This window comes from Pseudomonas baetica (genome assembly GCF_019733355.1).
Lineage (GTDB): Bacteria > Pseudomonadota > Gammaproteobacteria > Pseudomonadales > Pseudomonadaceae > Aquipseudomonas > Aquipseudomonas baetica_A.
This window is the reverse complement of record NZ_JAIHLQ010000012.1, coordinates 1-13,089: the sequence shown is the minus strand read 5'-3', so window position 1 is coordinate 13,089 and position 13,089 is coordinate 1. Positions and strand designations below refer to the sequence as shown.

The 13,089-nt window shown below is 58.4% G+C and carries 14 protein-coding genes; 6 read left to right on the top strand and 8 right to left on the bottom strand.

Annotation, left to right across the window (positions count from 1 at the left end; translation table 11 throughout):
• Positions 1–85: 85 nt before the first annotated feature.
• Entirely contained in the window at positions 86–1,993 is a 1,908-nt protein-coding gene (gene estP / locus K5E40_RS12880; RefSeq protein WP_221731084.1) for an esterase EstP, read from the bottom strand.
• A gap of 407 nt (positions 1,994–2,400) precedes the next feature.
• Between estP and K5E40_RS12875 the strand changes: the two genes are divergently transcribed.
• The 4 genes from K5E40_RS12875 (at position 2,401) to K5E40_RS12860 (ending at position 5,690) form a co-directional block, all read left to right on the top strand.
• Positions 2,401–2,994 carry an aminodeoxychorismate/anthranilate synthase component II gene (locus tag K5E40_RS12875; RefSeq protein ID WP_221731083.1) on the top strand — a complete coding sequence of 198 codons (594 nt, stop codon included), beginning with the start codon at positions 2,401–2,403 and terminating at the stop codon, positions 2,992–2,994.
• A 9-nt stretch (positions 2,995–3,003) separates the two neighbouring features.
• Positions 3,004–4,053 carry an anthranilate phosphoribosyltransferase gene (trpD, locus tag K5E40_RS12870; RefSeq protein WP_123532375.1) on the top strand — a complete coding sequence of 350 codons (1,050 nt, stop codon included), beginning with the start codon at positions 3,004–3,006 and terminating at the stop codon, positions 4,051–4,053.
• Positions 4,050–4,886 carry an indole-3-glycerol phosphate synthase TrpC gene (gene trpC, locus K5E40_RS12865; protein ID WP_221731082.1) on the top strand — a complete coding sequence of 279 codons (837 nt, stop codon included), beginning with the start codon at positions 4,050–4,052 and terminating at the stop codon, positions 4,884–4,886. The genes trpD and trpC overlap by 4 nt, the downstream gene beginning before the upstream one ends.
• A gap of 96 nt (positions 4,887–4,982) precedes the next feature.
• Positions 4,983–5,690: a lipoyl protein ligase domain-containing protein gene (locus K5E40_RS12860; RefSeq protein WP_221731081.1), complete on the top strand. Its 708-nt coding sequence runs from the start codon at positions 4,983–4,985 to the stop codon at positions 5,688–5,690.
• On the opposite strand, the gene crp is transcribed toward K5E40_RS12860, so the two are convergent.
• Entirely contained in the window at positions 5,687–6,331 is a 645-nt protein-coding gene (gene crp, locus K5E40_RS12855) for a cAMP-activated global transcriptional regulator CRP (protein ID WP_221731080.1), read from the bottom strand. The two genes, K5E40_RS12860 and crp, sit on opposite strands and share 4 nt — an antisense overlap.
• Before the next feature lie 235 nt (positions 6,332–6,566).
• On the opposite strand from crp, the gene K5E40_RS12850 reads away from it, so the two are divergent.
• On the top strand, positions 6,567–6,989 hold the full coding sequence (locus K5E40_RS12850; protein WP_221731079.1) for an OsmC family protein: 423 nt from the start codon (positions 6,567–6,569) through the stop codon (positions 6,987–6,989).
• A 215-nt stretch (positions 6,990–7,204) separates the two neighbouring features.
• On the opposite strand, the gene coq7 is transcribed toward K5E40_RS12850, so the two are convergent.
• The 6 genes from coq7 to hemJ form a co-directional block, all read right to left on the bottom strand.
• Positions 7,205–7,852, bottom strand: coding sequence for a 2-polyprenyl-3-methyl-6-methoxy-1,4-benzoquinone monooxygenase (coq7, locus tag K5E40_RS12845; protein ID WP_221731078.1), 648 nt, complete (start codon positions 7,850–7,852; stop codon positions 7,205–7,207).
• Between the two features lie 199 nt (positions 7,853–8,051).
• On the bottom strand, positions 8,052–8,390 hold the full coding sequence (locus K5E40_RS12840) for a histidine triad nucleotide-binding protein (RefSeq protein WP_003228789.1): 339 nt from the start codon (positions 8,388–8,390) through the stop codon (positions 8,052–8,054).
• Positions 8,391–8,470: 80 nt separating this feature from the next.
• Positions 8,471–9,259 (bottom strand): SDR family oxidoreductase, encoded by a 789-nt coding sequence (locus K5E40_RS12835; protein ID WP_221731077.1) that lies wholly within the window; start codon positions 9,257–9,259, stop codon positions 8,471–8,473.
• Between the two features lie 61 nt (positions 9,260–9,320).
• Positions 9,321–10,271: a DUF805 domain-containing protein gene (locus tag K5E40_RS12830; RefSeq protein ID WP_221731076.1), complete on the bottom strand. Its 951-nt coding sequence runs from the start codon at positions 10,269–10,271 to the stop codon at positions 9,321–9,323.
• A 78-nt stretch (positions 10,272–10,349) separates the two neighbouring features.
• Positions 10,350–11,318, bottom strand: a complete 969-nt coding sequence (locus K5E40_RS12825; RefSeq protein ID WP_221731075.1) for a nitronate monooxygenase family protein — start codon at positions 11,316–11,318, stop codon at positions 10,350–10,352.
• 33 nt (positions 11,319–11,351) lie between these two features.
• A complete protein-coding gene (gene hemJ / locus K5E40_RS12820; protein ID WP_221731074.1) occupies positions 11,352–11,780 on the bottom strand; it encodes a protoporphyrinogen oxidase HemJ in 429 nt (142 codons plus the stop codon).
• A 135-nt stretch (positions 11,781–11,915) separates the two neighbouring features.
• On the opposite strand from hemJ, the gene argC reads away from it, so the two are divergent.
• Complete coding sequence (gene argC, locus K5E40_RS12815; RefSeq protein ID WP_221731073.1) at positions 11,916–12,950, top strand: N-acetyl-gamma-glutamyl-phosphate reductase; 1,035 nt, start codon at positions 11,916–11,918, stop codon at positions 12,948–12,950.
• Positions 12,951–13,089: the final 139 nt, after the last annotated feature.

Sequence of the window (13,089 nt, the reverse complement as noted above, 5' to 3'; positions counted from 1 at the left end):
GAGCAGGCTCGCTCCCACAGTGGGCTTTGTGTTCGGCAATAAAAAAGCGGCGCCTGCGAGGGCACCGCTTTTTTATGCGCGGGATTTAGAAGTCCAGCACGACTCCGACGTTAACCCCTTGCTGGGTAAAGTCATCGTCCTTGCGCAACGTATAACCGCCACGCAGCGCCAGATCTGCCGTCAGTTTATGGCTGACGCCCAGGCTCAAACGGTTCAAATGACTCTGCGGTGTGTAGCCTTCGAGTTTGAAGTCGTTGGCCGGCAGGGTATTGAGCGCGATGTTGACCTTCTGCACGTCATCCTCGTACTCACGTTCGTGGGCGTATTCACCAAACACCTGGGTTTGTGGGGTGATGTTGTACTTGCCCTGAATACCGAGGCCCAGACGTTTCGAATCTCGCGCCTGGTCATTGAAGGTCAGTGCTGTGGCCCGGTTGCTTTTCTCTGAGTAACCATCGACATCCACGCTGGCGTAGTCGGCGCTGACGAACGGCGACAAATGCCATTCACTGCCCGGTTGGGCAATGTCGTATCCGATGCGGGTACTGAACGCCCACAGGTGGCCGTCGGTATCACCTTTCTCCGCACCTTCACTGACGCCCAGATCGAACTTGCGCTTGAGGTTGTCGTAGTCGAGTTTGCCACCGGTCAGCGCGGCGTCAGCCCACCAGCGATTTTGCTGGAACTGGGCGAAGGCTGTCGCCAGATAGCTGTTGAGTTTGTAGTCCGAATCGTTGTGGCCTGCTTCCAGATTCTGCCGGTAGAAACCTGCCGCTACGCCCACGCGCCAAGCATCATTGAGGCGATAGCTGCCCCCCACGTTGAGGTTGTAACCACTGCCGTCGGCGCTGGCGCCGCTGCTTTGGCTGTCGACATCCAGATGCTGGCCGCCGGCGGAGACAATGGCGCGCCACTGACCGACGGGTTGCCAGTTCTCCCAATCCGCTTTCCATTGAGTACGCAGTTCATCCTGGTGCGCACGCAGCGTGGCGTGGGCCATTTCCGGCAGCAGTGTCAGCTCCCACGGTGCGGCCAACAGCGAATAGGCGTAATCAGAGATCAGCTTCTGCCCGGCCTCGGTCGGGTGTACGCCGTCGTTGTAGATCAGCTTGCTCGGATCCGGCGTCGCACTGTTGATGCCGTAGCGGGCGTTCTCCGTGCAACTGCTGCCGCTGAAACAGGTCGCGGTCAGGTTCTGGTCGGTGGCCAGGCCAAAACGTCCGGGATCTGCGAAAGCCTCCGACAGGAGCACTGGAATATTCAACGGAATGATTTCAGCGTTGATGCCCTGTAAACGTGTCACCAGTTGGCTGTTGAACTGGCTGGCGAGTTGACTGCTGAGCGCCTGAAAAGGCGTACCGTTGATGGCCGGGGTCAAACCGACATCAGGCAACAGCCAGACCATCACGTATTTGGCGCCGGCCGTTTGCAGGGCTTGTACGCTGTCAGCCAATCGGTCGGCACCCGCGTTAGCCTGAGGCAGGCTGAGAATTCGACCTTGCAGGAAGTCATTGCCACCGCCGGAAATGTAGTACAGCGCATTCGGGTCGGCGCGCAAGCCGTTCGATGGCAAGTAGCCGGCGCGGGTACGTTCCCCCGTGGCAGATTGCGTGGTGATCGAGTCGAGGATCTGGTCAGTTCGATAACCCCCCACCGCCCAGTTGTTGCCGTCCGGCAGGCCTGCATTGGCGCGTACAGCTGAACTGGAAGAGGCTGTTTGATCCGCCGTAAACCCGAGGCGTCCGCCCAGCAGTTGCGTGGAGTTCAGCGAGCGCAATTCACCGCTGCCATCCAGATAAACCGGGCCAGTGCGGTTGGTGTAGCGCTGGGTGGCGCCCGCCGGGCCGCCGGTGTCGGTGAATGTCCCGGCATCGTTGAGGCTGTCGCCAAAGACGATGAAGCTTGAGTAAGGATTGGGTGCTGCATACGCCTGGGCGCAGGCCAGGGCGAGCAAGCAACCGGCCAGCGGTACAAACAACGTCTGTTTGATCATGAGCAAGTCCGTTTATTTATTGTTGTAGGTGAACGAAACGACAGTACCAAAAACTTCCGGCCTTTTGCCATCGATCGCGAACCCCTCCATAGTTTTATGCCCTGCAAGCCCCGCCATATTGCACGCTCTGCCCAGCTAAGTTACTGTGCCGGAACGTATGAACGAGACCTTCCCCGTGTTGATCACCAGCAAACTTCTGGATCAAGTCATCAAGGCACACGCCCGTTGGCGTTGGCGCGCCTGAATCTTTTCTGCCGGCCCGGCCGGATTTGTATCGCTTTGCCTTCCTTGCCCGTTCGAAATGCCGCTTTGCCGACGCCATCTGTGCGTCCGACATCGTGCAGCGCCCTGCGGGCAAGTCATCTGAAGGCTGTCTTCAAGTCAGAATTCAAGAGGTTCGAAACGCCATGTTGCTGATGATCGACAACTACGACTCCTTTACTTACAACGTTGTGCAGTACCTCGGCGAGCTGGGTGCCGAAGTCAAAGTCGTGCGCAACGACGAATTGACCATTGCCGAAATCGAAGCGCTCAAGCCAGAGCGCATCGTGGTTTCTCCGGGGCCTTGCACGCCGACCGAAGCCGGCATCTCCATCGAGGCCATCAAGCACTTTGCCGGCAAGCTGCCCATTCTCGGCGTCTGCCTCGGCCACCAGTCCATCGGTCAGGCCTTTGGCGGGAATGTGGTGCGTGCCCGCCAAGTGATGCACGGTAAGACTAGTCCGGTATTCCACGAGGACAAGGGCGTTTTCGCAGGTCTCAACCATCCTCTGACCGTCACCCGATACCACTCGCTGATCGTCAAGCACGAAACCTTGCCCGATTGCCTGGAGCTGACGGCGTGGACGCAACACGATGACGGCTCTGTCGACGAAATCATGGGCCTGCGTCACAAGACCCTGAACATTGAAGGCGTACAGTTCCACCCCGAGTCGATCCTGACTGAGCAGGGCCATGAACTGTTTGCCAACTTCCTCAAACAAACCGGCGGCACGCGCTAAGGACTTCCCATGAATATCAAGACAGCCCTGAGCCGTATCGTCGATCACCTCGACCTCAGCACCGATGAAATGCGCGACGTGATGCGCGAAATCATGACCGGCCAATGCACTGACGCGCAGATCGGCGCGTTCATGATGGCCATGCGCATGAAGAGCGAAAGCATCGATGAAATCGTCGGCGCCGTATCGGTGATGCGTGAGCTGGCCGATCAGGTCGAACTCAAGACCCTCGACGGCGTGGTCGATGTGGTCGGTACCGGCGGTGACGGTGCCAACATTTTCAACGTATCGACCGCGTCTTCTTTTGTTGTTGCGGCAGCGGGTTGCACCGTGGCCAAACACGGCAACCGCGCGGTGTCGGGCAAGAGCGGCAGCGCTGACTTGCTGGAAGCCGCCGGTATCTACCTCAACCTGACGCCGGTTCAGGTCGCCCGTTGCATCGACAACGTCGGCATCGGTTTCATGTTTGCCCAGACCCATCACAAAGCCATGAAGTATGCCGCCGGCCCGCGCCGCGATCTCGGCCTGCGTACGCTGTTCAACATGCTTGGCCCGCTTACGAATCCGGCCGGTGTTAAACATCAGGTGGTGGGTGTGTTCAACCCGGCGTTGTGCCGACCGTTGGCGGAAGTCTTGCAACGCTTGGGCAGCAAGCATGTGCTGGTGGTGCATTCGAAGGATGGTCTGGACGAATTCAGCCTCGCTGCACCGACCTTTGTCGCCGAACTGAAAAACAACGAGATCACCGAGTATTGGGTCGAACCCGAGGACTTGGGCATGAAGAGCCAGAGCTTGCACGGCCTGTCGGTCGACGGCCCGGAGGCGTCGCTGGCGCTGATCCGCGATGCGCTGGGCAAGCGCAAAACCGAGAACGGCCAGAAAGCCGCCGAAATGATTGTGCTCAACGCCGGCGCGGCACTCTACGCCGCCGACGTGGCCAGCAGTTTGAAACAAGGCGTGGAGCTGGCGCACGACGCTCTGCACACCGGCCTCGCTCGGGAAAAACTTGAGGAGCTGGGTGCCTTTACCGCGGTATTCAAAGTGGAGAATGAAGGATGAGTGTACCGACGGTTCTGGAAAACATTCTGGCGCGCAAAGTTCAGGAAATCGCCGAGCGTAGCGCTCGTGTGAGCCTGAGCGAGCTGGAAAGCCTGGCCAAAGCGGCCGATGCGCCCCGTGGATTCGCCCAGGCGTTGCTGGCACAGGCCAAGACCAAACAACCGGCGGTCATTGCCGAGATCAAAAAGGCTTCGCCGAGCAAAGGCGTGATCCGCGAAAACTTCGTTCCGGCCGACATTGCCAAAAGTTACGAGAAGGGTGGGGCGACCTGTCTTTCCGTACTGACCGATATCGATTACTTCCAAGGCGCCGATGCGTACCTGCAACAGGCTCGCGCCGCGTGCAAACTGCCGGTGATCCGCAAGGACTTCATGATCGATCCGTACCAGATCGTCGAAGCCCGTGCGCTGGGCGCCGACTGCGTGCTGTTGATCGTTTCCGCGCTGGATGACGTGAAAATGGCCGAGTTGGCGTCGGTGGCCAAAGGCGTTGGTCTTGATGTCTTGGTGGAAGTGCACGACGGTGATGAGCTGGAACGTGCGTTGAAAACTCTCGATACGCCACTGGTCGGGGTCAACAACCGTAATCTGCACACTTTCGACGTCAGTCTGGAAACCACCCTCGACCTGCTGCCGCGTATTCCGCGCGATCGTCTGGTGATTACCGAGAGCGGCATCCTCAACCGTGCAGATGTCGAACTGATGGAAATCAGCGACGTTTACGCGTTCCTGGTCGGCGAAGCGTTCATGCGCGCCGAAAGCCCGGGTGTTGAATTGCAGCGTCTGTTCTTCCCGGAACGTGGGGCTGCGGTCAGCGGCTCGACCCTCGACTGATCTTTTTTGCAGGCGCCCGCGTCCCCTTTGGGGCCGGGCTTGCTCGCGAAGAGGCCCTCAAATTCTCTAAAGACTTCAAGTCTGTCGGAGCCATGCATGTCGCAGCCAACCGCCCTGACCATTGAAGCCGGCCTGCAAGCCGAGCAGGACTTGCTCGCCTCAGTCTGCGCCGGTGATGCGGAATTCGGCCTTCTGTTCTGGCAACCCAGCGACCATGCGCTGGTCATGCCTCGCCGCCTCAATCGTCTCCCCGGTTTCGAACACGCCTGCGAAGTCTCCGCTGCCGCCGGCTGGCCGGTGCTCCTGCGCGAAACTGGCGGCGAACCCGTCCCGCAATCTGCTGCGACGATCAACATTGCACTGGTCTACGCGCCACCCCGCAACGAAGGCGATCTGAACCGCATCGAAACCGGCTACCGCCGCTTGTGCGATCCGATCTGTCAGTTGCTTGATGAGTTGGGCGGCACATCGTCCTTGGGTGAAATCGAAGGAGCGTTCTGTGACGGACGTTTCAACGTTAACCTCGACGGCCGAAAAATGGTTGGCACCGCCCAGCGCTGGCGCCAGAGTCAGGGCGGACAGCGTCCGGTGGGCCTGGTGCACGGTGCGATGCTGATGGAGAACGAACGCGAATCGATGGTCGCGGCGGTCAATCGTTTCAACCAAGCCTGTGGCCTGGAACCGCGAGTGCGTGCCGAAAGCCATATCGCCTTTCACGAGAAATTCAGCGCGCCACAGGCGTTGGCGCGACTCGATGAGCTCTTTCGTTTAATGCTGGCGCAGATCTACAGCGTCGGTATCTAACGAGTACCGAAGACCACCATCGTCTTGCCTTTCACGTCGACCAGGTTGCGCTCCTCAAGATCCTTGAGCACGCGACCGACCATTTCCCGCGAACAACCGACGATCCGGCCGATTTCCTGACGGGTCACCTTGATCTGCATGCCGTCCGGGTGGGTCATCGCGTCGGGTTGCTTGCACAACTCCAACAGGCAGCGTGCCACTCGTCCCGTGACGTCGAAGAACGCCAGATCGCCGACCTTGCGCGTGGTATTGCGCAGGCGTTGTGCGATTTGTCCGCTGAGGACGTAAAGAATGTCCGGATCCTGCTGCGACAATTCGCGGAACTTCGCATAGCTGATTTCCGCCGTTTCGCACTCGACCTTGGCCCGCACCCAGGCACTGCGCTGCTGTTCCTGGCCGGCCTGTTCAAACAGTCCCAGTTCGCCGAAGAAGTCCCCCGCGTTCAGGTACGCAATGATCATCTCGCGGCCGTCGTCATCCTCGATCAGGATCGTCACCGACCCCTTGATGATGAAGTACAACGTGTCCGAACGATCGCCAGCACAAATGATGTTGCTCTTGGCCGCATGCCGACGGCGTTGACAATGCGTCAACAGCTTGTCGAGGTTCTTGATTTTGGGTATGGGGGTAATAGCAACCATGGTTGTATCCCGAAAAAACTGCACGGTTATGTTTAATTTTTTTATGAGGCGCTGAAGATGGTCGCTACACAACTGGCTGAGCGCCAGCGAATTGGCGCCAGCTTACCAGACACTTCCGCGCAAATTCGAGAAATTACCTACGCTACTGGAGCATTCGTCCTATGAACGCTGCTCGCTGTCAGAGCAAAGCCCTGTGATAAGCTGGCGCCCCTTTTTTTACAGTGGAGTCTGGGCGATGAAGGCACGCATCCAATGGGCTGGCGAAGCCATGTTTCTCGGCGAATCCGGTAGTGGGCATGTTGTGGTCATGGACGGTCCTCCGGACGCCGGTGGTCGTAATCTGGGGGTTCGTCCGATGGAAATGCTCCTGCTGGGCGTCGGCGGTTGCAGCAACTTCGACGTGGTCAGCATTCTGAAGAAGTCCCGTCAGAACGTTGAAAGCTGCGAAGCCTTCCTTGAAGCCGAGCGTGCGACTGAAGATCCGAAGGTGTTCACCAAGATCCACATGCACTTCGTGGTCAAGGGCCGTGGCCTGAAAGAAGCCCAGGTCAAGCGCGCCATCGAACTGTCTGCCGAAAAATATTGCTCGGCTTCGATCATGCTCGGCGCCGCTGGCGTTGCTATCACCCACGATTACGAAATCGTCGAACTCGGTTGAACCGACATTCAACTATCATAAAAGCAGTGCCGATTCTGGCGATCCCCCGCTGACGTCTGCATGATGCGCCGCTTTTTCAGGGCCGTGATCGGTCACCCGGCGGCGAGACACAAAAAAGGCGACTACTTAGCGGTAGTCGCCTTTTTTATGGCAGGAGTAAAGAGCTTGTGGGAGCGGCTTACCTGCGATGAAACCCTCTGGTACGGATACAGTCTTCAGATCCGGTAGGTGCTCTTGGTCATCACCTTCGCCAAAAGACTCATCCCGAACTTAACCGGTGCCGGAAAGCGGAAACCGCCAGCCTCCAGTGCACTCTCGGCATGATGCTCTTCATCGATACGCATCTGCTGCAGAATTGCCCGGGACTTTTCATCCCCATTTGGCAGTTGCTCCAGATGCTCATTCAAGTGTTTGCACACCTGATGCTCGGTGGCCGCAACAAACCCCAGGCTGACCTTGTCGCTGATCAAGCCAGCGACAGCGCCGATGCCGAACGACATGCCATAAAACAGCGGATTGAGCACGCTGGTATGGCTCCCCAGTTGCTGAATGCGTTGTTCGCACCAGACCAGGTGATCAATCTCTTCTTCCGCGGCGTGCTCCATGGCTTCGCGCACTTGCGGCAATTTGGCGGTCAGGGCCTGGCCCTGATACAGCGCCTGGGCACAGACTTCACCGGTATGGTTGATGCGCATCAGGCCGGCGACATGGCGAGTGTCTTCGTCGCTCATTTGTGTTTCCGGCTGCAGGATGGCCGGTGACGGGCGGTACGGCTGGCCACTGAATGGCAGTAATGTACGCATCGCGGCATCGGCTTGCAGCAGAAGACGGTCAATCGGCGAGTAGTGACGTTGGGTAGTCATGCTGACCTCCGGGAAGAATCTCGATGGCCAGTTTAACCGAATCGGCCAGGGAAGGTTTGCGCTGGGTCATATGCCATGGGGGCATGTTTCTTTGTGGGAGCGGAGTTTGTTCGCGAAAACGGTGTGTCAGCCGAAGATGCTCCGAATGTGCTGACATCTTCACGAGCAAGCCCGCCCCCGCAGTGGAAGGGATTGTGCCTTAGCCCGGAGGCCAGTTCATCTGGCGCTGACCCAGTACGTGCATATGAATGTGATAGACGGTCTGCCCACCTTTTTCATTGCAGTTCATCACCACGCGAAAGCCTTCTTCGCAACCCAACTCCAGCGCCAGGCGCTGAGCAGTAAACAGGATGTGCCCGGCCAGTGCCTTGTCGTCTTCAGTCAGATCATTGAGGGTGCGCACCGGTTTCTTCGGGATCACCAGAAAATGCACCGGTGCCTGAGGGGCGATGTCGTGGAACGCCAGAACCTGGTCGTCCTCGTAAATGATCTTCGCCGGGATTTCCCGGTTGATGATCTTAGTGAACAGAGTATCCACTGCTGTTTTCTCCGTTGTGTGGGTTGGCCTGAGTGTACTCATGGGGAATGGACCCGCCCAGTTTTTTGCCGTAGGACAGTTCAGCGTGGGCAGTAAGCCTTGTTGACCATACCGACGAGGGTGCGGTTGAGCCAGCGCGAACCGAGTCGCGGCAGAAACGCGAACCAGCGATTGCGCCGTCCTGGAATGATGATCGCGCGGTTTTTTTCCAGTGCACGCACGGTGTATAGCGCGACTTCTTCGGGGCTCATCAGCATTTTGCTGTCGTTGAGTTTCTCGTTGTTGAGCTGCGCGGTGCGGAAAAAGGCTGTGCGGGTCGGGCCAGGGCACAGAACCGAAACTTTTACTGCGCTCTGCTTGAGCTCCACGCGCAGCGCTTCGGAAAAATGCAGGACGTAGGCCTTGCTGGCGTAGTACGTGCTCATCCATGGACCAGGATTGAACGCGGCAATCGAAGCGACGTTGAGAATCTGCCCCCCACCCTGCAGTGCCATGCTGTTGCCGATCGCATGGCACAAGCGGGTGAGGGCGAGGATGTTGACCTCGATCAGATCTTGTTCGGTCATCCAGTCCTGAGCCAAAAAGGGGCCACAGGTGCCGATGCCAGCGCAGTTCACCAACAGATCGATCTGTCGGTCACCTTCTTCCAGTTCCAGCAAAAAACCGGACAGGCGCAACGGCTCGCCCAGATCGCAGGCGCGGAACAGCACCTCGACGCCGAAGCGCTGGGTCAGTTCGATCGCAATGCTTTCCAACTGATCACGCTGTCGTGCCACCAGAATCAGGCTGCGGCCGCGCCGCGCCAGTGCTTCGGCCATGGCCAAGCCGATACCGCTGGAGGCGCCAGTGATCAGAGCGTAACGGGTCATGCAATTCTCCATCGCAACAACTCCGCGCCAGCGACGCGGGTGTCACGGCGGGGAGCGCTGCTCATTCGTTCGCAGAGTCTACAGGGGCCTGCGCCGCTTCGGCTGCCTCGTCAGCGGAATTTGCGGCCGGCTCGACTTCGACATCGATTTCGTCGGTGGTCACAGAGCCGCTTTCGTAGCTGCTTTCCAGGGTGCTTTCGTATTCCTGCTGAACTGCCGAGATTCCACCGAGTATTGCGCCCGCGAATATCAGGGCGACAAACACGATCCACAGGGAGCAGAGCACTTTCACTGCGGTGGTGTTTGGTGGCGGTGGTGGACCATAGCGATTGGCGACGGTATCGCCGGGGACGGCCATAATCACCAGCGGGAAGAAACTGCCCACGAACGGTACAAGGTTCAGTAACCACAGCCAGCCTGACCAGCCGATGTCGTGCAGACGTTGAACGGTGAACAGGATGCTGACAATCATGAATCCCAGAAACAGGAAAAAGGCAAAGATGCCGCCGATGATCAGTCCGGTGGTGGAGTCGCCGCTGACAAGCCCCAAGGCGATCAGGGCGAACACGCCGACGATGGGCATCGTCACCAGGCTGAGTACCATTGTCCAGGCCAGAAAGCGCAAGCGTCCGATCCTGCCTTCGACGCTGAATGGCTTGAGCGTGGCGAATGGCGGTAGGCTTTCGCCTACGCTGGCGCGCGGTGGTGCATAGGGTGAGTCCGGTTCTGCCACGCCAGCAGATTGTTCGTGGACGTCCGACAGGTTCAACTCGATGGCTGTTTCTGTTTCGATCCGTGCATCGATCCCGGTTTTGCTCAACGCTTGCAAATAAGCATGAGCATCGCCATGGGACAGGTCGCGTTTGAGTGCCACTGTACTGCCATTGAACAGACGCTCGATGGCGGTCACTTCGGTTTTGAACAGATCCGCCAGATTGAGTTTGGCAGTGGTGATATCAACACCGGGCTGTAGAGCGCCGTCGAAAACGATCTTGTAACGGGTGTCGCTCATGGGCGAGGCATCCTTGTCGCGAGTAGATTGAAAGGTCGTTAGTGTAAGGCCTGTCCACAAGGGACGGGCGCGATTTTCTCAGCGAGGCCAGCGTTTCGGCAACTGCGCTGCGCGCTCCTGGGCCTGGCGGTACTCAGCATCGAGGCGCGCGATCAACTGATCCACGCTTGGCAGATCATCAATCTGTCCGACACCTTGACCGGCAGACCACACGGTTTTCCAGGCTTTGGCTTCGTCGCTGATCGGTTTGAGCTTATCGCCGAAATTCACTTCGCCCTTGCCTTGTAGCGCGGTCATGTCGAAACCGGCTGCCTCCAGGCTTTGACGCATGAAACTGGCCGGCACCCCGGAAACCGCTGGAGTATGAATGATGTCTGCCGCTTTGGCTGTCAGCAGCATCTGCTTGTAGGCGTCAGGTGCATGACTTTCAGTGGTGCCGATAAATCGCGTACCGAAGTAGGCCAAATCCGCGCCGAGCATCTGTGCAGCGAGAATCTCATGCCCATGGTTCAGGCATCCTGCAAGCAACAACGTTTTGTCGAAGAACTCACGGATCTCGGCAATCAGTGCAAACGGGCTCCAGGTGCCGGCATGACCGCCGGCGCCGGCCGCCACTGCGATCAAACCGTCGACACCCGCCTGGGCAGCCTTCTCGGCATGACGGCGGGTGGTAACGTCGTGGAAGACCAGACCGCCATAGCTGTGCACGGCGTCGACCAGTTCCTTGACCGCGCCGAGGCTGGTGATGACGATGGGCACTTTGTGCTCGACGCAAATATTAAGGTCCGCCTGCAAGCGCGGGTTGCTGTTGTGAACAATAAGGTTCACTGCGTACGGTGCCGGGTTGTTCAGTGTCGCCAATCCCGCTTCGATCTGTTCCAGCCAGGCTTTGAAACCGCTGCTTTCGCGTTGGTTCAGCGCCGGGAAGCTACCGACCACGCCATTACGACAGCAGGCGATCACCAGTTCAGGGTTGGAGATCAGAAACATCGGCGCCGCTACCACTGGCAGGCGCAGAGTTTGTTCGAGCAGAGCGGGCAGCGACATTGGAAGTACCCCAAAGTGTTGTGTTTGTTGAAGTTAGAACGGCTTGACCACGACCAGAATTACGATAGCCAGCAATATCAGAACCGGCACTTCATTGAACCAGCGATAAAAGACATGGCTGCGGGTGTTCTCGCCACGAGCGAAACGTTTTACCTGCGCGCCGCACATGTGGTGGTAGCCGATCAGCAAGACGACCAGGGTCAATTTGGCGTGTATCCAGCCGCCCATGCTGAAGATGCTCGGGTTGAGATAGATCAGCCAGCCGCCAAAGATCAGCGTAGCGATCATGGCCGGGCCCATGATGCCGCGATACAGCTTGCGCTCCATGACGCTGAAGCGTTCCTTGCTGACGGTGTCTTCACTTTGCGCGTGATAAACGAACAGTCGCGGCAGGTAAAACAGCCCGGCAAACCAGCAAACGACGCTGACGATATGAAAAGCCTTGATCCACAGATAGAGCATTTTGGGTTATTCCCTCATTCACGGTAAGCCGGATAGTAGAGGCTTGAGCGTCCGCGCGTCACCTTGATGGTTGTCGCAGGCGCGCGTGGCCCCTATTATCGACGGCTTTCCAGTGGGTTCGTTGAGGGCAGGTTTATGGTCAAGGTCGGTATCGTCGGCGGCACGGGTTACACCGGTGTCGAACTGCTGCGTCTGTTGGCACAGCATCCGCAGGCAGAAGTGGTCGTGATCACTTCCCGATCCGAGGCCGGTCTGCCCGTGGCTGACATGTACCCGAACCTGCGCGGACACTACGACGGCCTGGCGTTCAGCGTGCCCGATATCAAAACGTTGGGCGCTTGCGATGTGGTTTTTTTCGCGACACCGCACGGTGTGGCTCACGCACTGGCAGGTGAATTGCTGGCCGCAGGCACCAAGGTCATCGACCTGTCTGCGGACTTCCGTCTTCAAGACGCTGAAGAATGGGCAAAGTGGTACGGTCAGCCTCACGGTGCTCCGCAGTTGCTGGATGAAGCTGTCTATGGCTTGCCTGAAGTCAATCGCGAGCAAATCAAGAAAGCACGCCTGATCGCGGTGCCGGGTTGCTATCCAACCGCAACACAGTTGGGTTTTCTGCCGTTGCTTGAAGCCGGTCTGGCCGACACCTCGCGTTTGATCGCTGACTGCAAGTCCGGTGTCAGCGGTGCAGGTCGCGGCGCGGCTGTAGGCTCGCTGTACTCCGAGACGTCGGAAAGCATGAAGGCCTACGCGGTGAAAGGTCACCGTCACCTGCCGGAAATTCGCCAGGGGCTGCGTCGCGCGGCGGGCGAGGATGTCGGTCTGACCTTCGTTCCTCACTTGACCCCGATGATCCGTGGCATTCATTCCACGTTATACGCCACCGTGGTCGATCGCTCGGTGGATCTGCAGGCACTGTTCGAAAAGCGTTATGCCGATGAACCGTTCGTCGATGTGATGCCAGCGGGCAGTCATCCGGAAACTCGCAGCGTGCGCGGCGCCAACGTTTGCCGTATTGCGGTTCACCGTCCGCAGGATGGCGATCTGGTGGTGGTCTTGTCGGTGATCGACAACCTGGTCAAAGGCGCGTCGGGGCAGGCGGTGCAGAACATGAACATCCTGTTCGGGCTGGACGAGCGTTTCGGCCTGTCCCACGCCGGTATGCTGCCGTAACCTTACAGTGTGTCTAGTCCTGAAATAGGTTTACACCTGTTTCACCCCAACGCCCGATGCACTGCATCGGGCGTTTTGTATTTTAAGGACAGGTGCGGGCGTTCCTGGTTGTAGATCAGGATCGCTTCTCGCACCATTT

Bases quoted from the DNA above. Each gene is read 5' to 3' on its own strand.
- K5E40_RS12875 (WP_221731083.1), top strand. From the start codon at position 2,401: ATGTTGCTGATGATCGACAACTACGACTCCTTTACTTACAACGTTGTG.
- K5E40_RS12835 (WP_221731077.1), bottom strand. From the start codon at position 9,259: ATGACCCGTTACGCTCTGATCACTGGCGCCTCCAGCGGTATCGGCTTG.
- estP (WP_221731084.1), bottom strand. From the start codon at position 1,993: ATGATCAAACAGACGTTGTTTGTACCGCTGGCCGGTTGCTTGCTCGCC.
- K5E40_RS12860 (WP_221731081.1), top strand. From the start codon at position 4,983: ATGTCGCAGCCAACCGCCCTGACCATTGAAGCCGGCCTGCAAGCCGAG.
- trpD (WP_123532375.1), top strand. From the start codon at position 3,004: ATGAATATCAAGACAGCCCTGAGCCGTATCGTCGATCACCTCGACCTC.
- argC (WP_221731073.1), top strand. From the start codon at position 11,916: ATGGTCAAGGTCGGTATCGTCGGCGGCACGGGTTACACCGGTGTCGAA.
- K5E40_RS12850 (WP_221731079.1), top strand. From the start codon at position 6,567: ATGAAGGCACGCATCCAATGGGCTGGCGAAGCCATGTTTCTCGGCGAA.
- hemJ (WP_221731074.1), bottom strand. From the start codon at position 11,780: ATGCTCTATCTGTGGATCAAGGCTTTTCATATCGTCAGCGTCGTTTGC.
- coq7 (WP_221731078.1), bottom strand. From the start codon at position 7,852: ATGACTACCCAACGTCACTACTCGCCGATTGACCGTCTTCTGCTGCAA.
- K5E40_RS12825 (WP_221731075.1), bottom strand. From the start codon at position 11,318: ATGTCGCTGCCCGCTCTGCTCGAACAAACTCTGCGCCTGCCAGTGGTA.
- trpC (WP_221731082.1), top strand. From the start codon at position 4,050: ATGAGTGTACCGACGGTTCTGGAAAACATTCTGGCGCGCAAAGTTCAG.
- crp (WP_221731080.1), bottom strand. From the start codon at position 6,331: ATGGTTGCTATTACCCCCATACCCAAAATCAAGAACCTCGACAAGCTG.
- K5E40_RS12830 (WP_221731076.1), bottom strand. From the start codon at position 10,271: ATGAGCGACACCCGTTACAAGATCGTTTTCGACGGCGCTCTACAGCCC.